This window comes from Herbaspirillum autotrophicum, from assembly GCF_001189915.1.
GTDB classification, from domain to species: Bacteria; Pseudomonadota; Gammaproteobacteria; order Burkholderiales; family Burkholderiaceae_D; genus Herbaspirillum; species Herbaspirillum autotrophicum.
On record NZ_LFLS01000008.1, the window covers coordinates 131,350 to 153,638 of the forward strand.

Annotated in this window: 22 protein-coding genes and 1 tRNA gene; 10 read left to right on the forward strand and 13 right to left on the reverse strand. The window is 58.0% G+C overall.

Annotated features, from left to right (window positions below; genetic code table 11):
- The first annotated feature begins 65 nt into the window (after positions 1–65).
- From mutL to AKL27_RS08695, 3 genes are all read left to right on the forward strand, one after another.
- On the forward strand, positions 66–1,949 hold the full coding sequence (gene mutL, locus AKL27_RS08685) for a DNA mismatch repair endonuclease MutL (RefSeq protein ID WP_083438947.1): 1,884 nt from the start codon (positions 66–68) through the stop codon (positions 1,947–1,949).
- Positions 1,950–1,951: 2 nt separating this feature from the next.
- Positions 1,952–2,920, forward strand: a complete 969-nt coding sequence (miaA, locus tag AKL27_RS08690; protein ID WP_050462412.1) for a tRNA (adenosine(37)-N6)-dimethylallyltransferase MiaA — start codon at positions 1,952–1,954, stop codon at positions 2,918–2,920.
- Positions 2,921–2,970: 50 nt separating this feature from the next.
- Positions 2,971–3,047 (forward strand) — tRNA-Met (locus AKL27_RS08695).
- A gap of 95 nt (positions 3,048–3,142) precedes the next feature.
- Here the strand turns inward: AKL27_RS08695 and AKL27_RS08700 are convergent.
- Both AKL27_RS08700 and AKL27_RS27655 read right to left on the reverse strand, forming a co-directional pair.
- A complete protein-coding gene (locus AKL27_RS08700) occupies positions 3,143–3,847 on the reverse strand; it encodes an HIRAN domain-containing protein (RefSeq protein WP_083438941.1) in 705 nt (234 codons plus the stop codon).
- Positions 3,834–3,995, reverse strand: a complete 162-nt coding sequence (locus AKL27_RS27655; protein ID WP_157056857.1) for a hypothetical protein — start codon at positions 3,993–3,995, stop codon at positions 3,834–3,836. Before AKL27_RS27655 ends, AKL27_RS08700 begins: the two co-directional genes overlap by 14 nt.
- Before the next feature lie 462 nt (positions 3,996–4,457).
- On the opposite strand from AKL27_RS27655, the gene AKL27_RS27660 reads away from it, so the two are divergent.
- Both AKL27_RS27660 and AKL27_RS08705 read left to right on the forward strand, forming a co-directional pair.
- Entirely contained in the window at positions 4,458–4,613 is a 156-nt protein-coding gene (locus tag AKL27_RS27660; RefSeq protein WP_157056858.1) for a hypothetical protein, read from the forward strand.
- 21 nt (positions 4,614–4,634) lie between these two features.
- Positions 4,635–5,051 (forward strand): hypothetical protein, encoded by a 417-nt coding sequence (locus AKL27_RS08705; RefSeq protein WP_157056859.1) that lies wholly within the window; start codon positions 4,635–4,637, stop codon positions 5,049–5,051.
- Positions 5,052–5,190: 139 nt separating this feature from the next.
- Here AKL27_RS08705 and AKL27_RS08710 read toward each other — a convergent pair whose 3' ends face one another.
- From AKL27_RS08710 to AKL27_RS08725, 4 genes are all read right to left on the reverse strand, one after another.
- Positions 5,191–6,498: an MFS transporter gene (locus tag AKL27_RS08710; protein ID WP_050462415.1), complete on the reverse strand. Its 1,308-nt coding sequence runs from the start codon at positions 6,496–6,498 to the stop codon at positions 5,191–5,193.
- A gap of 51 nt (positions 6,499–6,549) precedes the next feature.
- Positions 6,550–7,047, reverse strand: a complete 498-nt coding sequence (locus tag AKL27_RS08715) for a RidA family protein (RefSeq protein ID WP_050462416.1) — start codon at positions 7,045–7,047, stop codon at positions 6,550–6,552.
- Positions 7,048–7,057: 10 nt separating this feature from the next.
- Positions 7,058–8,155 carry a porin gene (locus AKL27_RS08720; RefSeq protein ID WP_050462417.1) on the reverse strand — a complete coding sequence of 366 codons (1,098 nt, stop codon included), beginning with the start codon at positions 8,153–8,155 and terminating at the stop codon, positions 7,058–7,060.
- A 90-nt stretch (positions 8,156–8,245) separates the two neighbouring features.
- Positions 8,246–9,220 carry an alpha/beta hydrolase gene (locus AKL27_RS08725; RefSeq protein ID WP_050462418.1) on the reverse strand — a complete coding sequence of 325 codons (975 nt, stop codon included), beginning with the start codon at positions 9,218–9,220 and terminating at the stop codon, positions 8,246–8,248.
- Between the two features lie 197 nt (positions 9,221–9,417).
- Between AKL27_RS08725 and AKL27_RS08730 the strand changes: the two genes are divergently transcribed.
- Entirely contained in the window at positions 9,418–10,413 is a 996-nt protein-coding gene (locus AKL27_RS08730) for a helix-turn-helix domain-containing protein (protein ID WP_050462419.1), read from the forward strand.
- A 30-nt stretch (positions 10,414–10,443) separates the two neighbouring features.
- On the opposite strand, the gene AKL27_RS08735 is transcribed toward AKL27_RS08730, so the two are convergent.
- Positions 10,444–10,914 (reverse strand): Lrp/AsnC family transcriptional regulator, encoded by a 471-nt coding sequence (locus AKL27_RS08735; RefSeq protein ID WP_050462420.1) that lies wholly within the window; start codon positions 10,912–10,914, stop codon positions 10,444–10,446.
- A gap of 213 nt (positions 10,915–11,127) precedes the next feature.
- Here AKL27_RS08735 and AKL27_RS08740 point away from each other — a divergent pair, with 213 nt between their 5' ends.
- A complete protein-coding gene (locus tag AKL27_RS08740) occupies positions 11,128–14,634 on the forward strand; it encodes an indolepyruvate ferredoxin oxidoreductase family protein (protein ID WP_050462465.1) in 3,507 nt (1,168 codons plus the stop codon).
- 36 nt (positions 14,635–14,670) lie between these two features.
- Here AKL27_RS08740 and AKL27_RS08745 read toward each other — a convergent pair whose 3' ends face one another.
- Positions 14,671–15,576: a LysR family transcriptional regulator gene (locus AKL27_RS08745; RefSeq protein ID WP_050462466.1), complete on the reverse strand. Its 906-nt coding sequence runs from the start codon at positions 15,574–15,576 to the stop codon at positions 14,671–14,673.
- A 145-nt stretch (positions 15,577–15,721) separates the two neighbouring features.
- On the opposite strand from AKL27_RS08745, the gene AKL27_RS08750 reads away from it, so the two are divergent.
- Both AKL27_RS08750 and AKL27_RS08755 read left to right on the forward strand, forming a co-directional pair.
- Positions 15,722–16,597 (forward strand): pirin family protein, encoded by an 876-nt coding sequence (locus AKL27_RS08750; protein WP_050462421.1) that lies wholly within the window; start codon positions 15,722–15,724, stop codon positions 16,595–16,597.
- 86 nt (positions 16,598–16,683) lie between these two features.
- A complete protein-coding gene (locus tag AKL27_RS08755) occupies positions 16,684–17,379 on the forward strand; it encodes an isochorismatase family protein (RefSeq protein ID WP_198155919.1) in 696 nt (231 codons plus the stop codon).
- 16 nt (positions 17,380–17,395) lie between these two features.
- Here the strand turns inward: AKL27_RS08755 and AKL27_RS08760 are convergent, their stop codons facing one another.
- The 5 genes from AKL27_RS08760 to AKL27_RS28630 all read right to left on the reverse strand — a co-directional run bounded on the left by AKL27_RS08760 (position 17,396) and on the right by AKL27_RS28630 (position 21,244).
- Complete coding sequence (locus AKL27_RS08760; RefSeq protein ID WP_050462422.1) at positions 17,396–18,508, reverse strand: acyl-CoA desaturase; 1,113 nt, start codon at positions 18,506–18,508, stop codon at positions 17,396–17,398.
- The gene (locus AKL27_RS08765) at positions 18,505–19,647 is read right to left on the reverse strand and encodes a sterol desaturase family protein (protein WP_050462423.1); all 1,143 of its coding nucleotides are present in this window, start codon (positions 19,645–19,647) and stop codon (positions 18,505–18,507) included. Before AKL27_RS08765 ends, AKL27_RS08760 begins: the two co-directional genes overlap by 4 nt.
- A complete protein-coding gene (locus AKL27_RS08770) occupies positions 19,644–20,270 on the reverse strand; it encodes a phosphatase PAP2 family protein (protein ID WP_050462424.1) in 627 nt (208 codons plus the stop codon). The genes AKL27_RS08765 and AKL27_RS08770 overlap by 4 nt, the downstream gene beginning before the upstream one ends.
- A gap of 74 nt (positions 20,271–20,344) precedes the next feature.
- A complete protein-coding gene (locus AKL27_RS08775) occupies positions 20,345–21,082 on the reverse strand; it encodes a helix-turn-helix domain-containing protein (RefSeq protein WP_050462425.1) in 738 nt (245 codons plus the stop codon).
- Positions 21,083–21,118: 36 nt separating this feature from the next.
- Positions 21,119–21,244: a hypothetical protein gene (locus AKL27_RS28630; protein ID WP_269749201.1), complete on the reverse strand. Its 126-nt coding sequence runs from the start codon at positions 21,242–21,244 to the stop codon at positions 21,119–21,121.
- A gap of 36 nt (positions 21,245–21,280) precedes the next feature.
- Here AKL27_RS28630 and AKL27_RS08780 point away from each other — a divergent pair, with 36 nt between their 5' ends.
- A complete protein-coding gene (locus AKL27_RS08780; RefSeq protein ID WP_232310939.1) occupies positions 21,281–22,279 on the forward strand; it encodes a 3-oxoacyl-[acyl-carrier-protein] synthase III C-terminal domain-containing protein in 999 nt (332 codons plus the stop codon).
- Positions 22,280–22,289: the final 10 nt, after the last annotated feature.

A 22,289-nucleotide genomic window follows, 5' to 3' on the forward strand; every position in this document is an offset into this window, starting at 1 on the left:
TCAATCCGGCGCGGCCAGTCAAGCCGCAGCGGGGACTGGCCCCGGCATGGCGTTATAATCGCAGCATGAATGCACCACTGCGCCCCCTCCGCCCGATCCAGGCCCTGCCCGATCAATTGATTTCCCAGATCGCCGCCGGCGAAGTGATCGAACGCCCGTCCGCCGTCGTCAAGGAATTATTGGAAAACGCACTGGATGCCGGTGCCACCCAGATTACCGTGCGCCTCGAACAAGGCGGCATCAAACGCATTGCGATTACCGACAACGGCCGCGGCATTGCGCCGGAACAAATGCCGCTGGCGCTGGCCCGGCATGCGACCTCCAAGATTGCCTCGCTGACCGACCTCGAAAATGTCTCGACGCTGGGGTTTCGCGGTGAAGCGCTGGCCTCGATTGCGTCGGTGGCGCAACTGACGCTGACCACGCGCACCGCCGATGGCGCCCATGCCTGGGAAATCAGCGGGTCACAAGACGGCAATGTGGTGCCGGCCTCCGGAGCGCCGGGCACCACGATTGACGTGCAGGACTTGTATTTCAATACGCCGGCGCGCCGCAAATTTCTCAAGACCGATCAAACCGAATACGGCCATTGCGCTGAAGTGGTGCGCCGTATTGCGCTGGCCCGGCCGGACGTGACCTTTTCGCTGACCCACAACGGCAAGACCGTGGATCACTGGCAAATCGGCGAATTCGCCAAACGCAGCGCGCATGTGCTCGGTGAAGAATTCGCCAACGCCCGCCTGCCGCTCGATGAAGCCGCCGGACCGCTGCGCCTGCACGGTTTTGTCGGTTTGCCGACCGCCTCCAAGGCGCGCGCCGATGCGCAGTATTTTTATGTCAACGGCCGCTTCGTGCGCGACAAGTTGCTCACGCACGCGGTACGCGCCGCTTATCAGGATGTATTGCACGGCGACCGCTATCCGTCGTATGCCTTGTCACTCGATCTCGATCCGGCGCTGGTCGACGTCAATGTGCATCCCTCCAAAATCGAAGTGCGTTTCCGCGACAGCCGCAGCGTGCATCAATTCGTCTTCCACGCCGTCAGCCGCGCGCTGGCGCAGACCTCGGCCACTTCGTTCGGCGCCACGCCGGCACCGCTGCCGGCCGGCAATGGTCCGTTGCCATGGATGCGCGAACAGCAGCAAGCCAGTTTCGGCAGCCAGTTGTCGCCCGGCACGCAACCGTACCCGATGCCAAGGCCGTATCCCAACAATGATGGCGGCGTTACCCAAAACACGGCCAGCTACGGCGCCCTGTTCAATGATGGAGAACGCGCCGCACAACCCGCCGGCAGCATGCCCTCGGGCAGCAACCTGCCGCCCGCCTTTGCCAACGGCGGTTCGGCACAGCCCTTGCCAGTTGACGAATTCCCGCTCGGCTTTGCACTGGCGCAATTGCATGGCATTTATGTGCTGGCGCAAAACAGCAAGGGCCTGATCGTGGTCGACATGCATGCAGCGCATGAACGCATCTTGTACGAACAGCTCAAGACCGCGCTCGACGGCAATGAAATGTATGTGCAGCCATTGCTGATCCCGGTCACGTTCTACGCCGATGCGGTGGAAGTCGGTACCGTCGAAGAACATCAGGACACGCTCAGTTCGCTTGGCTTCGATATCGCCGTCATGTCGCCCACCACGCTGGCGGTGCGTGCGGTGCCGGCGCTGCTCAAGAACGCCGACGCCCAGACGCTGGCGCGCGATGTGTTGCGCGACGTGCGTGAATTCGGCGGCTCGCGGGTCTTGCTGGAACGCCGCAATGAATTGCTCGGCACGCTGGCCTGCCATACCGCCGTGCGCGCCAACCGCAGCCTGAGCATTCCGGAAATGAATGCGCTGTTGCGCCAGATGGAAGGCACCGACCGCGCCGATCAATGCAACCACGGCCGCCCGACCTGGAGCCAACTGGCCTTGTCCGATCTGGACAAACTGTTCCTGCGCGGTCAATAACCATGAACACAGCAACATCCGCAGCACCGCTGGTCGTGGCCCTGATGGGTCCGACCGCCTCCGGCAAGACTGCCGCCGCACTGGAAATCGCCAGCCGCATTCCCAGCGAAATCATTTCGGTCGACTCGGCACTGGTCTATCGCGGCATGGATATCGGCACCGCCAAACCGAGCCCGGCTGAACTGGCCAGCGTACCGCATCATCTGATCGATATCCTTGATCCGACCGAGTCCTATTCGGCCATGCAATTCCGCCAGGATGCACTGCGGCTGGCACAAGAGATTCGCGCCCGTGGCAAGCTGCCATTGCTGGTCGGCGGCACCATGCTGTATTTCAAAGTCTTGCAAGATGGACTCGATGCGCTGCCGCCGGCCGACCCGGCGCTGCGCGCCACGCTCGACGAAGAAGCCGCGCGCATCGGCGTACCGGGCCAGCATGCCCGGCTGGCAACGCTCGATCCGGTCACCGCCGCCCGCCTCAAACCCAACGACAGCCAGCGCATCCAGCGCGCACTCGAAATCATCGCCCTCACCGGCCAGCCAATGTCCTCGCTGCTGACCCAAAAGAGCGGTGCCGAGCTGCCATTCACACTGCTGCCGCTGGCGCTGGAACCATCCGAACGCAGCGTCTTGCACGAACGCATTGCGCGCCGCTTCGACCTCATGCTGGACGGCGACCGCCTGCTCAACGAAGTCCGCACCCTGCGCGCGCGCGGCGACCTGCACCTCGGCCTGCCCTCGATGCGCTGCGTCGGCTACCGCCAGGTCTGGGAATATCTCGACGGCCTGTACGATTTCGACGAACTGCGCGAACGCGGCATCATTGCCACCCGGCAATTGGCAAAACGACAAATCACCTGGCTGCGCTCCATGCCGCAACGCCACGTAATCGACTGCAACGCCCCGGACGCCGTGCAACAGGTGCTGCAACACGTCAACACGGCGCTGGAACAGCAAAACGCCAGCGCATAATTTTTCTTGACAGCCTGCCAGCCGGACAGCATAATTGCGGGCTTGCTTTTGGTGATATAGCTCAGTTGGTTAGAGCACAGCACTCATAATGCTGGGGTCGGTGGTTCAAATCCACCTATCACCACCAAATACACATCAAAGAGCTTCTTTGATGTAGAAAAACCCGCTGCGGCCTTTGGCCTGGCGGGTTTTTTGTTGGCTGGCGATACTCCTGCACTGCAATTATCGAACCTTAACAAATAAATAGATCAATGGTCGCTCAGGCTTCCCGTTAATACGTTCAATGGTCGCTGTAATTTCATATCCGTTATTCAACCAGCCTCGAAACGTCGAAGCCAATCCCCGGGGAACATACCCGATACGATTGCCACGGTACAAAATTGCGATTGCGTCTGCATCAAAGGTGTTTTCTGGCTCTGGAACCAAGCGCACTTCTGCATCAATTTCGAGATCTGATGCTTGCGCCGAGTCTTGGTATCTAAAACCGGCTATCTCAATGACAAGCTCAAAAGGCGGACGAGCCTGATCCAGATCGGCGCAAAATTCAAACCCATCGCTTGGCAATTTTCCTCCCGTATAAGCAAGCAACGCCAAGTCTGAAAATCGGGCATTATTGGGCAACCTGTATCTGTCCAGATATTCTGAAAAATCATCCCGTGAGCGTGGTGGCAATCGCCGAACGAATGCGTCCAACACCCCCTGTTGATGTTCCAAGGCTGATAGCTTGAAAGACGGGTAGCCTTTAAATCCTTCTTGTTGTGCGGTTTCGAAATCGGGCGTTCCATTTCTGTACCGCAATATTGCCTGCATGCCATTTTCAGCGCGGCTTATTTCACCCACTATCAGGCGCATACTGGTTGGCGTTGCATTTGACCGCCAAAGCAACCACAGCCGTTCCGGCTCGACGATGTGTTCAATTGTATTCATTTAATGACATTTCAATCTTTTGTTTGCGCAATGCGAGCAACCGTAAATAAAACTGCGCCCGATCCGCACTCAGAGGAATAGGGATATTCAACTGTTGCAGCTTGGCCAGATTATCCGCTATCTCCTCTATGGAGAAGTCAGCAATCATGGCTTTTAGCGTAGGAACAACGGCAGGAAACCGAAAAAAACGCCATAGCGACCGAGGGTCCGAATGCAATTTATTGTGTATTAAAAACTTCACGCTCTATGCACATACGCGATGACATGTATAGAAAAATGGATTTTCTATACACGTCCAATCTGGAGAGTTTTCGATGTCGGCACAAGTAGCTGAATAGGCGCAAAGTCAGAGCGACTCTGATGCAGAAAAAGCCACTGCGCTTTCACCGTAGCGGTTTTTCTTGTTGAATGCCGTTCAATAGAAAAATCAATTTCCCCCGAGGCACCCACACGCTATCGAGACCGTTATTGAGGTTGCGTCACATCAACTTGCAATGCACCAAGGACCGGACTGGTGCCGGCCGCGATGGTTTTTATTCTACGTACACCAAAAATTCCTGGCCTCAGCCCTGTCGGCTGGCGCATCATGTAAAAACGAAAAGGAGCAATCATGTTTTCAGGTGTCCGTCGCTGGTGGAATGCTTATCTGTTTAAACGAGACGAAAGCATTGCACAACGCGCGCAGATCGAAGCCGGGTACGCTGTACTTACCTGGAGATTCGATACCAGAGATTTAATCCAAGCCGCAGTTTTACAATATCCGTGATCAAGCCGGCATGAGCTCGTGGTGATGCAGAGCGAAGCGGATGGATCGGCAATCGACATCCGCGCTCAAAAAAATCGCATACGTTCCCTGGCGTCCGGAGACAGGGAGTCCAGCGCAGAAATTTTCGCTACGCTGACATATCGCCTCCAGATCAATGGCACCGTTTCAGCAGGTTTACATTTACAAAAAAGCGCCCATGCCACGCTGATCCAGCCGATGTTTATCTTGGCAGTATTGCCGCTGTCTCAGTTCGCTGGCAATGCCGGACGGCATCGGATAAAAGAACAACTGAGCATTTTTAACAAGCTGTGCCAGATATCGATGACAGAAGCACCGCCATCCATGCGCGACAGAAAATTTCTGAATTGGCTACACCGCAAAGACGCACAATATAAGACGATGGTCCCGGCCGATGCCGGCTATATAAGCGCCAGCTAGGCGCCGATTGACCTGACTGCGCCAGGGTTCGCACCAATGCAGATTGAATCCGGAAAATGGGACGGCAAGCACAATTCCAGAGCTTGCCGTCCCGCGCATTTCCCGGCCTTGCTGAGTAGTAACCGGGAAGCGTTTTACCTCACCCCTTCTCGCCATCAATCTCCCGCCCGGTCTTGTCCTTGATCCAGAACAAGGCCACGGTCGACAGCGACACCAGCACGATCAGATACCAGGCCGGGGCCAGTTTGCTGCCGGTGGCGTGAATCAGCCAGGTGGCGAAGAACTGGGCGAAGCCGCCGAACAGGGCGACGCCGACGCTGTAGACCACTGACATGCCGGTGACACGCACTTCTTTCGGAAACATTTCCGGAATCATGGTGATTGCCGGTGCGGCCTGGATGCTGGTGAGGATGCTCAGTACGCCGACGATCAGCAGCAGACGCTCCGCGCTCGGTTCTGCGGTGAGCCACAAGAAGCTCGGATACACCAGCAGCACGAAGGCGATGCGTGAATACAGGATCAGCGGCTTGCGGCCCACTTTGTCGGCCCAGTGTCCGACGAACGGCGCCACCACGAACATCAGAAAACCCGACAGGATCGCCGACATCAGTGCCAGCGGCATCGGCAAGCCGAGTTCGCGAATCGCATAGGTCGGCATGTAAAACGTGATGATGTAGGCGCAGACGGTGCCGCCGATGATCATCAGTGTGCCGAGCAAGGTATCTTTGCCGTAAATAGTCAGCACGATGCGGATCGAACTGCGACCCTCTTTGCTGTTGGCCGGTGCTGCATGCGTTTCATGCAACTGGCTGCGAATGTACAAACCGACCGGTGCGATCAGCATGCCAACCATGAAGGGAATGCGCCAGCCCCAGCTTTCCATCGCTGCCGGTGTCAGGTTATAGGACAGCAAACCGACCAGTACCGCGCCGAGCGTGATGCCAAGGCCCTGACTGGCGAATTGCCAGCTGCCGAAATAACCGCGATTTTTGGGCGTGGCGTATTCGATCAGCAAGGTGGTCGATGCGGCCACTTCGCCACCGGCAGAAAAGCCTTGAATCAGGCGCGCCGTCAAAATGATCAATGGTGCGGCGATGCCGATTTGCGCATAGGTTGGCGCAAACCCGATCATGGCACAGCCGAGCGCCATCAGATAAATGGTCAGCGTCATCGCCGCCTTGCGGCCACGGCGGTCAGCATAGGCGCCGATAATAACGCCGCCCAGCGGCCGCATGACGAAGCCGACGCCGAAAGTAGCGACCGACAACAGCAACTGGCCGTACGGTGACATGGTCGGAAAGTACAATTTGCCGATGATGATGGCGACAAAGCTGTACACCGTGAAATCAAAAAATTCCAGCGCATTGCCAATCGTGGTCGCCACCAGCATTTTCTTTTTGCCGATGGGTACACCTTGGGCGCCGGCGCTTGCCGTGACTGTATTCATGCTGTCTCCCTGCTTCCTGTAAATCGATGCTTGCTGCATCGTTGGTATAAGTTATGCATTGGGTGCCGGGACTTCCGCTGAACAAGCCACAATCATTTCGATCTCGACTGCAATCCCGAATGGCAATTCATTCGACGATACCGCACTGCGCGCATGTCTGCCGCGCTCGCCGAACACCGCCATGATCAAATCTGAAGCGCCGTCCACCACTACATGCTGACGCTGAAAACCGGGCGCGCTGTTGACCCACGCCATCAGTTTGACCACCCGTGTCACACGATCCAGCGAACCCAGTTCCTGGCGCAGATTCGCCAGCAGATTGAGGGCCGTCAGGCGCGATGCCTGATAACCGTCTTCCTCACTCAGATCACTGCCGATCTTGCCGGCAAAACGGATCTGGCCGTCGCTGAGCGGTCCTTGTCCCGCCATAAATACCAGCCCGGCAGCCTGCACCGCCGTCACATAGTTGGCAGCCGGTTTGGTCGGTTCCGGCAATACCAGATTCAACTCCAGCAAGCGCGCTTCGGCGCTGTCATTTTGAAGCAACATGGGATCCTCTTCAGAAACGGTGACGCATACCAACGCGGAATAACATCTGACTGCTGCCGCCACTGACCGGCAAGGCGGCAATCGCCGCCGACGTGGCGCGCCCGGAAGCGCGTTCGTAGCTCGACATCAAATAGACATCGGTGCGTTTGGACAGCATGTAATCGAGACCCGAACTCAATTGCCCGAAGCGCAGGCCTTCGGCCAGTGTGTGCGTATAACCGAGACCGAGTGCAGTGGTGGCATTGAAACGGTAACGGCCGCCAGCTTCGTACACCATGGCTTGTTTGGTCGCACCGCCGTTGATGGCGCTAAAACGGGACTGCGTGACCATGCCGAAGGCCAGCAATTTGCCAAAGTCGTAACTGCCGCCGACGCCATAGTTGCGGCTGGCATTGCCGCCCCAGACTTCCGTGCCGAGCGGCTTGCCGATCAATTGTGAAACGTCGAGCGTGCCGCCTTTGACTTCGGTATAGAAAGTGGCAATCGATACCGGTCCGGCCAGATAATGCGCCATCAGGCTGATGGTGCGGTCATTGCCGGCAGCATCGCCGGCACGTTCGCTGAAGGCGTACATGGCGCCAAAAGTGAAGTCGCCGATATTCGGCGACAGATAGCGCACCGCATTATTGACCGGCACCCCGGACAAACGATCAAGATCCAGCAAGTGCACCGAATACAGGCCGCCGAAACCGGCATAGCCGACGTTGTACAGCGCCGCTTTCTCGCCCATGAAATCGACCAGTCGTCCCATCGCAATGGTACCGGCCGGACCGCTCAGACCGACATAGGATTGCCGCCCGAAGATCTGGCCGTTGGGGCGGGCAGTCCCGTTATCCACGGCAAAGCCGTTTTCAAGAACGAAGATCGCCTTGTTGCCGCCACCCAGTTCTTCGCTGCCTTTGAAGCCGAGCCGGTTGCCCTGCGACAGCCCGCCATCCATGCGGAAGTTGTTCTTGCCGCCTTCGTTGGTGACATACGTCACGCCGGCATCAATCGATCCGTAAATCGTGACATTGGTTTGTGCTGCCACACTGCCACATACCGTCAGTGCGGCAATGCATGCCGCCAGTCTGGTTACTGCCCTTGTCCGTTGCAATTTCTTGTTCATTATATTTTCCTGTTGTCTCGTCCCCGCCAAACCTCGGCGCCATTATGTATTTAGCGTCCTGCCTCCTCAACCACTACTTCACTGCCCTCCTCATTCGCCGCCACATGCCTGTCGCACGAAACGCACAATACGGGCATTGGCGGTCTGCGCCATGGCGGTATTGAACATCATGAAACCGTGGAAGCCGCCGGGGAACACTTCCAGCCCGGCCTGGTTACCCGCCGCGATCCACCGCATGTACATGAACAGGCTGTCGTCCAGACATGGATCATTGCTGCCGGCGGTGAACAATGCCGGCGGCAAATTGCGCAGGTCGTAAAACAGCGGTGATACTTCCGGATCGTTGCGCAACTCGCCCGGCACAAAGCGATTCATCAGCGCGTGGTAGCTGCGGCGATTGACCAGCAAGCCTTCATCGCTGGCCTTGACGCTTGGCGTCATGCGCAAATCGTAAGCGCCCTGATTCAGATTGATGCCGGCCAGACCGGTATAGTCATGCCGATCACGCAAGCGCAAGGTCGCCATCACCGACATGTAAGCGCCGGCCGATTCACCGCCGAGCACCAGCTTTTCGGTCCCGAATTCCTGGGCCGCATTGCGCACCAGCCACCAGGCTGCCGCTTCTGCATCGGCCGGTGCCGCCGGAAACGGATGTTCCGGCGCCAGCCGGTATTCGACACTCAACACCACGACATTGGCGTTGAGCACGATATTGCTGAGCATGCCGTCCTGGCCGTGGGCCGATCCCATGCACATGCCGCCGCCGTGGTGATGCAGATAAACGCCGGCCGGCGCGGTTCCCGATGTGGCCGTCAACTTGCGAATCAGCAACTTGCCGCCGGGACCATCGATATGAAAATTTTCTGCCGTCACGCCGTCGGCAATCGCCGACGGCTGCAAGATGCCGTTGCCGGGCGTACGGCCGCGTTCGACTTCCAGCGCCATTTCCCAGCGCGCCGGATTGTCCCGCGATTGTTGTTCAAGCTGGCGATTGAGTTCCTGCATTTCAGGATCGATCCGTTTCGGGTCAAACCACTCCGGATTGATTTGCTGGCTGAATTCCATGACTTTCTTCTCTCCCTGATGAATATGTCAGCGAAGAGTAAAGGACGGTCCCGGCGGCGTCTTGTCCTTGCCTGCACCGTCGCTATAATGAAAGCGCATATCGACAAGAACGCCAAGCCGCGTCACAATCGCCGCAGTTGGCTATCTCAGCTGAATATCAGGTTGGTCATATTCATCATCGGGGGACAAGGAAGATCATGGGTCGCATCGCTACTGTTCACACACATCGACAACCTGCGCTGCTCAGCGAGCGCACCCGCAATGGCGGCAACTGGGCGCGCACCCTCAACGATATCGTGATGCCCGGCTATCAGGTGCATCCGCGCGACACTTCCTTTTTTGCCCGGATTCAGGGCCGGCGTCTGCCCGCCGGCGGCTTGCTGGCCTCGGTCGAAGCGTCGGGTCATGAAATGTTGCGCGAACGGCGTGAATGGAGTGATGCTTCGCTGGATGACATGGTGTTATTGATTCCGCGCTCGGGCACGGTGTCGGTCACCCAGAATGGCGAATGCCTGCGCTTTTCACCGGGCGAAGTGGCGGTGGGCCGCTCGACCTGGTCGATGGATACCTCGACTGCGGTGGAATCCCACGCCCGCTTCTTTTTCCTGCGGGTACCGTTTTCCAAACTGGTATCGTCGCGCGATCAGCAACATGAAATGCAACAAACCAAGATCCGCTGCAGCGATCCGATGCTGGCGGTGTTGTTGCCGATGATCGAAGCCGTCAGCAAACAATTGCATACGTTCTCGATGGCGGAACTGGCGGCGGTGGATCGCGCCATGACGGCGCTGGTGATGCAGATCTATGCCGGGCTGGCACCGGCGGCCCGGCCGGCCGCAGCAGCCGATCAGCGCTATCGCGATCTGCTGCAACATATCGAATGCTGCCTCGATGATCCGTCGTTGTCAGTGGCGACCTGTGCGCAACAATTCAAGGTCTCGGCGCGCTATATCCATAAACTGTTTTCCGAGCGCGAAGCCCATTTTTCCGAGCATCTGATGCAGCGCCGGCTGGAGCGCATCCGCATCGATCTGACCGATACCCAGCGCAGCAAAGAAAACATTTCGACCATCTGTTTCCGCTGGGGCTTCAACGATGCCGCCCACTTCAGCCGTGTATTCAAAGAGCGTTTCGGCCTGACGCCGCGCGAGTTCCGGCAACTGGCGCTGCCGTCACCCGAAGCGCTATCCTGATCCGGTCTGCGAGCCTGCTCTATTGCTGCGTCACACCAGCGGCAAGGCCGTTTCATATTTGACTTCACGCAAGGCGACGCTGGTATTGACCTGCGACACGCCGGGAATCTTCACCAGAACATTGTGCAAGAAGTTATGGTACGCATTCATGTCGTGCACCACGATCTTGACCACATAATCGGAAGTGCCGGTAACTTCATAACACTCCACCACCTCCGGCCGCAGCCGCATCACTTCTTCGAAATTCTCCACCACCCCTTCGGCATGGCGCGTCAGCGAAATGTTGGCCAGACAACATACTGACAAGCCCACCTTGCGCCGGTCGACAATCGCCGAGTAGCGCACGATGTAACCCTTCTCTTCCAGTTCCTTCTGCCGCCGCCAGCACGGGGTAGCCGACATGCCAACTTTCTCGGCCAGTTCATTGGTCGAGATGTGACTGTTCTTCTGCAATTCCTGCAAGATTTTGATCGACGCAGCGTCAAGAGTAGGATTTTCCATATACCGATGAAAAGAAAAATGTTTTATCTGAATTGCTTATTTTGCACCGGCAATGAGAAATAATTCTCTCGCCTCCGCGCCCTACCATGACCGTCAAATACAAAAGGCTGACCAAGCGCCAGCACACGACAAGACGGAGCAGACATGGGATTGATGAACGAGCAATTGCTGGCAACGCCAGCGCCGAAAGAGAATAAGGAAAATAATTCTTGCATGCCGCTGGTGCACGCAGAGTATCAGTTGCAAGACAATTTGCGGCAAAAATCAGGACGCGTATTTTTGACCGGCACACAGGCATTGGTGCGCTTGCTGGTGACACAAAAGCAGCGCGATGCCGATGCCGGCCTGAATACCGCCGGCTTCATCAGCGGCTATCGCGGCTCGCCGCTGGGTGCCGTCGACCAGGAAGTCTGGCGCGCCAACGCGTTGCTGCAAGCGCACAATGTCGAATTCTTGCCGGCCATCAATGAAGACCTCGGCGCCACTGCCGTGCTCGGCACGCAGCAGGTAGAAACCAATCCGGCCCGCACGGTCGATGGCGTGTTTGCCATGTGGTACGGCAAGGGTCCCGGCGTCGACCGCTCCGGTGACGCCATCAAGCATGGAAATGCTTACGGCAGCTCACCGCATGGCGGCGTACTGGTGGTGCTCGGCGATGATCACGGCTGCGTTTCTTCGTCGTTGCCGCATCAGAGCGAGCAAGCCTTGATGGCCTGGAGCATGCCGGTTCTCAACCCGGCCAATATCGAAGAGTATCTGGAGTTCGGCCCCTACGGCTGGGCCTTGTCGCGCTTTTCCGGCAACTGGGTCGGCTTCAAGGCGATTTCGGAAACCGTGGAAGGCGGCGCGGTAGTGGAAATTCCCGCTGCAGCGTCCTTTGTCACGCCCGACGATTATGTCTATCCGGAACAAGGTCTGCACTATCGCTGGCCTGATCTGCCGAGTCTGGACATCGAACAACGCGTCGCGGCAAAGCTGCAGGCGGTGCAAGCATTTGCACGCAGCAATTCGATTGACCGTCTGATCGTCGCCGCGCCCCACGGCAAGTTCGGCATCATCAGCGCCGGCAAGGCATATCTCGATCTGCTCGAAGCCTTGCAGCGCATGGGTCTGGATCAGGCCGCATTGGAACGTCACGGTATCCGGCTCTACAAACCCGGTCTCACCTACCCGCTGGAACAGACGCGCCTGCTATCGTTTGTGCGTGGCCTCGATGAAGTAGTGGTGGTGGAAGAAAAAGGCGCGGTGATCGAAGATCAATTGAAAAGCCTGCTGTATAACTTCGCCACCGATTGCCGCCCGCGCATCCTCGGCAAGACCGATCTCAATCAACAACCACTGCTGTCGGCGCTCGGTGAATTGCGGCCTTCGCGCATTGCGCCGGCACTGATCCGCTGGCTCGCGCCCAAACTGCCGGCACTTGATCTGGCAGCACACCTGCCGAAATTCTGCGCCGCCGACCTGTTGTCAAATGGTGCCGATGCGGTCAAGCGCACGCCTTACTTTTGTTCCGGTTGTCCGCACAATACATCGACCCGTGTGCCGGCCGGCAGTCGCGCGCTGGCAGGCATCGGCTGTCACTTCATGGCAACCTGGATGCAACGCGATACCGAACATCTGACCCAGATGGGTGGCGAAGGCGTGACCTGGGTTGCGGCGTCACGCTTTGTCAGCGAAAAGCATGTATTCCAGAATCTCGGCGACGGTACCTATTACCACTCGGGTTATCTGGCGATCCGGCAAGCAATTGCCGCGCGTACCAATATCACTTACAAGATTCTCTACAACGATGCGGTCGCCATGACCGGCGGGCAACCGGTGGATGGCAAAACCAGCGTGCCGCAAATCGTGCAGCAAGTAGTCAGCGAAGGCGCAGTCAAAGTGATCGTGGTCACCGATGAGCCGGAAAAATACGCCAGCGTAAAACTGGTGGATGGCGTCAGCGTGCATCATCGCAGCGAGCTCGATTACTGGCAGCGTCAGTTGCGCGACATCAGCGGCGTCACGGTGCTGGTGTATGACCAGACATGCGCTGCGGAAAAACGTCGCCGGCGCAAGAAAAACAAACCGGACCAGACGGTGTTTCCCGATCCGCCGCGCCGCATGCTGATCAACCCTGCCGTCTGCGAAGGCTGCGGCGATTGCGGGGTGCAGTCGAATTGTCTGTCGATCCTGCCGCTGGAAACCGCACTCGGTCGCAAACGCCAGATCGAGCAATCGTCATGCAACAAGGATTATTCCTGCATCGAAGGTTTTTGCCCGAGCTTCGTTTCGGTCGTGGGCGGCACATTGAAAAAGCCTGCCGCCGCCAGCATCAGTCAGGAAGATCTGGAGCGCCGCCTGCAGCAATATCCGCTGCCAGCAGTGTGCAGCTTTGACAAACCGTTTGAAATTCTGGTGGCCGGCGTCGGCGGCACCGGCATCGTTACGGTAGGTGCGCTGATCACGATGGCCGCGCATCTGGAAGGCAAAGGCGCATCAACACTCGATTTCATGGGCTTTGCACAAAAAGGCGGCGCCGTCATGTCGCATGTGCGGGTGGCTGCTTCACCGCTGGCGTTGAATCAGGTCCGCATCGATTTGCAACAAGCCGATGCCGTGTTCGCCTGCGATCTGGTGGTGGCGGCCATGCCGGATGCGCTGGCCGTGATGCGGCGCGATCATACGCAAGTGGTGGCCAATGAAAATGAAATTCCGACCGCAGAGTTCACGCACAACCCGGATGCCGATCTGCGCCAGCCGGCATTGCTGGAAAAGATTCGTACCGCATCAGGCGACAGCAGCACGCATCTCCTCAATGCGCAGGCGACCGCAGCGCAAGTGCTGGGTGATCCGATCAGCGCCAATATCCTGCTGCTCGGCTATGCCTGGCAAAAGGGTCTGGTGCCGGTCGGCCTGACGGCCATGCTGCGGGCGATTGAACTCAATCAGGTGGCCATCGCCATGAACAAGAAAGCCTTCCTTCTGGGACGTTTGCTGGCCGCCGATGCCAACGCTGTCAGGCAATTGACGGAACCGCTTCAACAGCCGATTCAATTCGCGCTACCGCAATCGCTGGAAAGCATGATCGATTTCCGCCGCAACTGGCTGCACAAATATCAGAATCAGGCGTATGCCGAGCGCTACCTGCAAGCGGTGCGACTGGTTGAGCAAAAGGAAATGGAAGTCGATGGCAGCGATTCGAAAAAGCCGCTGACCAAAGCGGTGGCGCGTTATCTGTTCAAGCTGATGGCATACAAGGACGAATACGAAGTGGCGCGCCTGCATGCCGACCCGCAATTCAAACAGCAAATCGCAGCGCAATTCGAAGGCGACTACCGGTTGCAGTTTCATCTGGCGCCGCCGATTCTGCCCAAGCGTCGCAAGGGCTCCGACTTGCCGGCCAAGCGCACGTTCGGCAGCTGGATGCTGCCGGCTTTCGGGGTACTGGCGCGTTTCAGATTTCTGCGCGAAACCCCGCTGGATATCTTCGGCTACACCGAAGAACGCCGGCGTGAACGGCGCTTGCGCGATGATTATCTGGCGTTGGTCGATGAGATCGTGGCGGATCTCAGTCGCGAAAATAAAACCATGCTGCTGAAGCTGGCGCAACTACCGGAACAGATTCGCGGCTATGGGCACGTCAAACTGGCGGCGATGGACCAGGCTGAACGCAGCGCCAGGGAATTGCGCAATCCGGCCACCAGTTACACCACGGTGAGTTTTCATCGCGCCGCGTGAGCCGCCTCTGACCGGCGCCCTGAACCGCGCCGGCCCTCACTCTTCATCAAGTGCCGCGAAACGCTCTGCCAGAAAATCAATCAGCGCGCGTACCGATGGCAACAGGCAGCGCCGCGACGGGAATACCAGATGGATCAGTTCCTGTTGCGGCCGCCAGTCCGCGACCACCGGCATCAATTGACCTTGCGCAATGTGTTCCCGCACCAGCATGGTCGGCAATTGCACGATGCCGACTCCGGCCACGGCAGCGCTGCGCAAGGCCAGCATGTCGTCACTGACAAAGCGCGGCTGGTGATGCAGTTCAACCTGCGCGCCATTCGCGTGCAGCAAATTCCAGACGTGCTGTTGCGGCGTCAGTCCCAATGCCAGGCTCGGCCAGGTGGCCAGATCAGCCGGCACTGCGGGAATCGTACTGTCGCCAAACAATGAGGGACTGGCCAGCAGGCATTGACTGCGTTCTGCCAGTACCCGCAGCGCCAGGTCACTATCTTCCAGCGGTGGTCGCCGCACCCGCACCGCGATATCAATCGCTTCGCCGACCAGATCGACGCGGCGATTGGTTGCTTCCAGATACACCGTCACGCGCGGATGCTGCACCATGAAGTCGGCCACCATCACGCCGATATGCGCATGCAGCAATGCTACCGGGCAAGCAATGCGTACCACCCCGCGCGGTTCGGCGCGCGTGACATCGATTGCCTCTTGCGCCGCTTCCGCCTCGATCAGCATCGCTTTACAATGGTCGTAATAGGTCTGCCCGACATCGGTGACCGAAAAGCGGCGCGTAGTTCGTTGCAGCAAGCGCACGCCGAGACGTTCTTCCAGCAAGGCGATGCGCCGGCTCAGTTTCGATTTCGGTATGCCGAGCGCGCGTCCGGCCGGGGCGAAGCCGCCGTGATCCACCACCTGCACGTAATAGTAAAGATCGTTCAAGTCTTGCATTGCCATCACGTTTCCCCAACTCAACATTCGACTTTATCGTTCCATTTTCAGAACGCTGATGGTCGATTTTACTATCTACCGCCTCCATCGTTCATTGACTATCCTTCATGCATCAACAATTTGTTGCATTAACCAGGAGGTGATCATGAAAAAAGTTCTCGGCGTGTATAGCGCTCCCCGTCCGCATTGGGTCGGCGACGGCTTTCCGGTGCGCTCCCTGTTTTCGTATCAAACCCATGGCAAGCAATTGAGCCCGTTTTTGCTGCTGGACTACGCCGGACCGGCCGACTTTGCGCCAAGCCGGCAAGCACGCGGCGTCGGTCAGCATCCGCACCGTGGTTTCGAAACCGTGACCATCGTCTACAAGGGCGAAGTCGCGCATCAGGATTCCACCGGCCAGGGCGGCGTGATCGGCCCCGGCGATGTGCAATGGATGACTGCCGGCGCCGGCATCTTGCATGAAGAGTTTCACTCGGAAGCCTTCGCCGGATCCGGCGGGCAACTGGAAATGGTGCAGTTGTGGGTGAACTTGCCTGCGGCAAAAAAAATGACGGCCCCTGGCTATCAGGCGATTCGCGACCGTGACATTCCGGCAGTGGCATTGCCGGATGGTGCTGGCACGGTGCGGGTGATTGCCGGCAATTTCGATGGCCACAACGGACCGGCACATACCCATACGCCGATGCATGTGTGGGACCTGAAGTTGAATCCGGGCGGCATCAGCCAACTGGAAGTGCCGGCAGGATGGCATTCGGCACTGATCGTGTTGCGCGGTACGGTACAGGTCAACGGTGGCGTGGTCGCACGTGATGCGCAAATGGTGTTGCTCGATGCCGATGGCAGCGGTGTCTCGATCGAGGCCAACAACGATGCAGTGGTACTGCTGATCAGCGGCGAGCCGATCGATGAACCGATTGTCGGTCACGGCCCGTTCGTGATGAACACGCAAGAGCAAATCGTGGAAGCCATCAACGACTTCAACGCCGGACGCTTCGCACCGGCGCTGCAAGAAACACGGTAAGACGTAGTGATGCCGGCCAGCCGGCCGGCATCACATTTTTTCAGACTCCCCTCGCAGTTCCAATCCCCCCCACCAGGAGCAATACCATGAGCACACCCGCCAACTTCAACGACCAGACGCCGATGATCGATCCGGATGACGCCGTCATGCTGCTGATCGACCATCAAAGCGGCTTGTTTCAGCTGGTCCGCGATATCGAACAGCCGACCTTGCGTGCGCATGTGACGGCACTGGCCAAGGTGGCCCGCCTGGCCCGGATCCCGACCTTCACCACGGCGTCGGTGCCGGATGGTCCGAACGGGCCGCTGATTCCGGAAATTCATGAACATCATCCGGAGGCGGTTTACATTCCCCGTACCGGACAGATCAACGCTTGGGACAACCCGGCCTGGGTCGAGGCGATTGAAAAAACCGGACGCAAAACGCTGCTGATCGCAGGCACCCTTACCAGCGTGTGCATGGCATTCCCGACCTTGAGCGCACTGGCTGCCGGCTACAAGGTGTTTGCCATTATCGATGCTTCTGGCAACTGGTCGACGATGGCGACTGACATCACGATCGCGCGCGTGACCCAGGCCGGCGCCGTGCCCATCGATACGTATGCAGTGCTGGCAGAAATCATGCACACCTGGAATCGTCCCGATGCGATGGACTTTGCTGCCGTGATGGTGGATCACATCGTGCCGCCGTACCGGGCTCTGATGGAAAGCTATGGCAAGGCGCAGAGCGTGCAGCAACACGGCCACGAAACCCGGCTTGCACTGTTGAATCCAGCCGGCTGACCGTCACTTTTCCGCGCTATGGTTTTCGCCCCATGGCGCGGAGGAATGCCTGCTGTGATGTCCACAATTGCGAATAGCCCAGATTGCGGTAGTTCAGTTGATGTCTGGCCGCCACCTGCGCCACGATGGATGCCAGCGAGCGATAGTGACGATGGCTCCAGGTCGGAAACAGATGATGCGTCAAATGGTAGTTGAGACCGCCCATCAGATGATCGAGCCAGCGCGGCGCCGGCGTCCAGTCGCAGGCAGTGCGAAAGGTATGTTCATGCCAGGTATGCGGCATGACACCGGCTGCCGGTGGCTGGAAAAAATCGACTTCGGCCCAGTGCGTGCCGAGAATCATCGCTACCAGGAAACAAGAAGCCAGCATTTGTCCCAGCACATAGCACAGCACCACCTGCCCCCAGCCGATACCGCTGTCGCGCAAGAACCAGACCGGCAGCAGCACGGCGACTGTCAGATGCAATATTTTCAAACTCAAAAACAATGGCCAGCCCGGCCAGCCGTCGCGTTTGCCGGTGGCCGCAACCTTGGTCGCGCCGCAACGATCAGCCCAGTCTGAATACCAGCACAGGTAAGGCAAGGAAATTGCCGCCACCAGCGGCCAGTACATATGCTGCAAACGGAAATGCGGCAACCAGCGCTGATACGGTGTTTGCCGCAATACCGGATTCGGTTCGGTATCGAGATCGTAGCCTTCGATGTTGGCGTAGGTATGGTGAAAATGCACATGCCGGATGGTCCAGAATGCCGGATCGATACCGACCGGAATACTGACCAGACGCATCAGCAGACGATTGAGCCACGGCTGGCGAACGTAGGCGTAATGGGCGGCGTCATGCAACACATTCATGGCCAGCAACATCGCCAGAAACAGAAAGGCGAAATACGCCGGCGCAAAGCGCCACAGCTGACCGGCACTGACGGCCAGCCAATACGCAGCGGCGGCCAGCAGGGCCAGCAAGATGCCTTTCAGATAATGTCCGGCGTTACCGAAACGATGTTCCGAATGGCTGGTCAGATACTGCTCGGCAGCTTGTCGCAATTCGCTGCGGAACGCGGAATCGGCCGCCGGCCGGAAGCGCACCGGCGGCAATGCCGGCCGGGGATTTTTTTGCGTGACACTCATCGATCCAGCCCCGCCTGACCGGCATCCATACCAGCCCGCCGCGCACTGAGGTGCAAGCGGCGCAGGCCATCGAGCCCATGCAGCAACAGCAGGATGAACAACAACACCGGCACCGGTTCGCGCACTTCATACTGGCCCACAAACAACAGCGGCATCAGCAGCGCCAATGCTACCCACAGCGCCCCGCCCCAGCGGCGCTGATCCGACAAACCGCCGAGCGCCACCGTCGCCAGAAAGATGCCGCAAAACATCAGCACTTGCTGCATGGCATCGATGCGTCCTTCCTGATTGACGTAGTAAATCACGAGGCCGAACAAGATCATGCCACCGCTACCGATGAACAGATCCGGCACCTGCCAGCGGCGACCACCTTGCATATCCGGCAGACGCCAGCCGAAGTAACGGAAAAATGGCGCGTTGCTGGCCCAGAACGGATTGTTGCTCGGCGTATTGCCTTTGCCGCTGACGCCGTAACGCATCACGATATCGTCGCGTTCGGCCTGAAAGGTGCCGAACAGTTTGTCCCACAACAGCAAGGTGCCGCCGAAATTGCGATTCAGATACACCGGATCGGTGCCGTGATGGACGCGGTGATGCGCCGGCGTGATCATGAATTTTTCCAGCCAGCCGGACTTGCCGATAATGCCGTTGTGATTGTAGAACTGCACCGAGTAATGAATTGACGATACCGTGACGAAAATTTCCAGCGGCACGCCGAGCACCGCCAGAACCGCGATGAACGGAAAATTCGACAACGACGAGTACCAGGAATTGCGGCTGCCGAGCGACAGACTGAAATGTTCGCCCTGATGATGCACCACATGCACCGCCCACAGCACGCCGATTTTGTGATGCAGCCGGTGCATCCAGTAAAAACAGAAATCCCAGGCGATGAACGCGAAAATCCATTGCCATACCGGCGGCCATTGATCGACCACATGCAGATTCACATGCTGCAACAATACGCCGAACAGGAAAATTTCCACGCCACGGAAAATCCACATCAGGATATGACCGGAATCGAGATTGAAAATGACCTCTTTCCATGGAACCGGCTTGCCGCGCGCCAGCTTGAGATAGAGCAACTCCGCCAGCACCGAGGCGATGATCACGAGGAAAGAAATGGCAAACACGCTCATGATGTCACCGCCCGATTTTCATGTGACGCCGGCCGCCGTTGCAGACACAGCCAGCCGCTGCACCAGCCAACCAGCAAGCCGGCCGCCAGGTCGATACTGACATGACGTCGCAACTGAATGATGGAAAAACAGATGCATATGCCGCACCCGACTGCCAGCAGCGAGCGCCACGGGCGACGCCGGTCCAGCAAGGCCCACACGCTCAGCAGCGTCAGCGCGGCATGCAGTGATGGCAGGCAGTTCTGACTGGAGTCGCCGGCCAGCAACAACCGGAATACCCACACACTGATGCCATCGCCGCTGACTTCCGGATACACCAGCGTGGTCGGCCACAGCATGAAAACCAGACCGCACAAAACCGCGCAGACTTGCATGCTGCGCATCAGCCAGCGCATGCGAGGGACGTCGGTGGTGAAGTATGCGACCGGGATGATCACGAAGAATGACAGGTACAGCCAGATGCCATCCGGATTGAAACTGATCAGACGATCAAGGGCGGTTTCCGGCAGTACCGTTCCCGGTCCCTGCAGCCAGCCGCTCAGCGTGTACACCACGCCGACACTGCCCCAGCCAGACGCCATATGCCAAAAGCGCGACCACCTACTTATTTGCTGCGCGCTCATCTCAGACGTGTTCCTCGGTATATTTTTTCATTGGTATTTATTCGTCTCTGATTCATCTCTGTCTTTCAACATCATCATGCCGGCTTGCGCAGGGATTCAAAACCCTGCGGCTCCCATTCGCGCAACGCCAGCAACAAACCGGTGCCGTGCCTTTGTTCGAATGGCACTTCCAGACTTTCCTTGTGCAGCTCGGCAAACTCCTGCCGCAAGCGACGCAATTTGGTTTGCAGTTGCAGGGTCGCGGTGCGCGTCAGCATGCCGTGCGCAAAGTCCAGCGTTTCAAACTGTCCGGAAAACGGACTGTTGACAAAATCACCGAGCGCCAGTTCCCGAAAGAACAGCCGGATCGGGCCGTCCGGCAGCCAGTCGAAATTGCGCGTAACATTCAGCCGCACGCGATTGCCCGGCAACACATCGATCAGGCTGATCTTGTCCAGCCGCAGCAGTTTTTGCACACATTCCGCTTCGCTGAGCTGATAGTTTTGCAAAATCTTTTCCAGCGGCCAGTGGTTCAACACGCACACGGCAACCAGCAACAAGGCCGTATCAGAAACCAGTTCCTGTTCCTGCTGCACACTCAGGTGACTGAGCGGCGCTTGTTCTGATGCAACCTCCTGCACCAGCTCGGCCAGTGACATATCGAGCAATTTGGTCAGTTGCGCCAGTCGCTCCAGTGTCAGGCTGCCAGTGGAAAACAGGCGCTTGACGCTGGGTTCCGACAAGTCCAGTGCTTCACCCACCTGACGATAGGTCAGGCCGCGCAATTTCAGTTGACGCTTTACTGTAGCAAGCAATCGATGGATTTCCGTCATGAATGGCAAAGGTATCGTTATTTGATGCTTCGCAGGTTAGACCATGTAGCAGTTGCTGAAAAGAGTTGTTTTTTTAATGCGCTTGTTTAAGATGGCTTCACCGCTGCGCAACAGTGCAGTGGCGCTGATGGCAACCAATTGCCCGGCAGCAAACACGATCATGGCAAAAGATCTTGAAAGAATACCAAGAGGCAATCATTGAATCCCCGTAATATCAGAATCATCGGCAGTGGCATGGCGTTACCGCAACAACAACTGAGCAGCGATCAGCTCGACCATAAACTGGGCCTGCGCGCAGGCAGCACGTTGAAGCAGACCGGCGTGCGGCGACGTTTTCTGTCGACCACCGAAACCGCCGCGCAACTGGCAGCACAGGCATGTCGTGCCGCCTTGCAGGATGCCGGTTTGCAATGGTCGGACATCGATTGTCTGGTCGCCACTTCCGCCACCATGGATCAGGCCCTGCCCTACAACGCAGCGCTGATTCACGCCGAACTCGGTTTGACGGCACAACGCACCAGCACCTTTGATATTGGCGCCAGCTGCATGTCATTTCTGACCGGCCTCGATACCATGAGTTATCTGGTGGAGGCCGGACGCTACCAATATGTGATGCTGGTCTCAGCCGATATCGCTACCTTCGGCCTCGACTGGAGCCGGCTCAAGGAATGCGGCATCTTCGGTGACGGCGCTGCTGCCGTCGTGATCCGCAAATCGCGCGCCGGCGAATCGTCTTCGATTCTCAGCTCGCGTACCGAAACGCTGTCGGCCGGTGTCGGTCACTGCAAAATCCCGGCTGGCGGTTCGCGTTTCCATCCGCGTCGCTTGAGCAGTCCGATTGATCCGCTGTCGGTCTTTCATATGGAAGGCAAATCGGTATTCAAGCTGGTCGCAGGGGAATTGCCGACGTTTGCCGCCGACTTGCTGGCCACCGCCAAAATGCGCATGCAGGAAATCGCACTGGTAGTGCCGCATCAGGCCAGCCAGCTGGCGCTTGATCATTTATCCAAACGCCTGGCATTGTCGGCCAGCCAGTTGGTCGATATCTTCACCGATTTCGGCAATCAGGTCGGCGCTTCGTTGCCCACCGCTTTGCATATGGCGATATCCGGTGGCCGGGCCAAACGTGGCGATCCGCTGTTGCTGATCGGTACCGGCGCCGGTCTGACCATGGGCGGCATGGTGCTGACTTACTGACCCGTGAAAT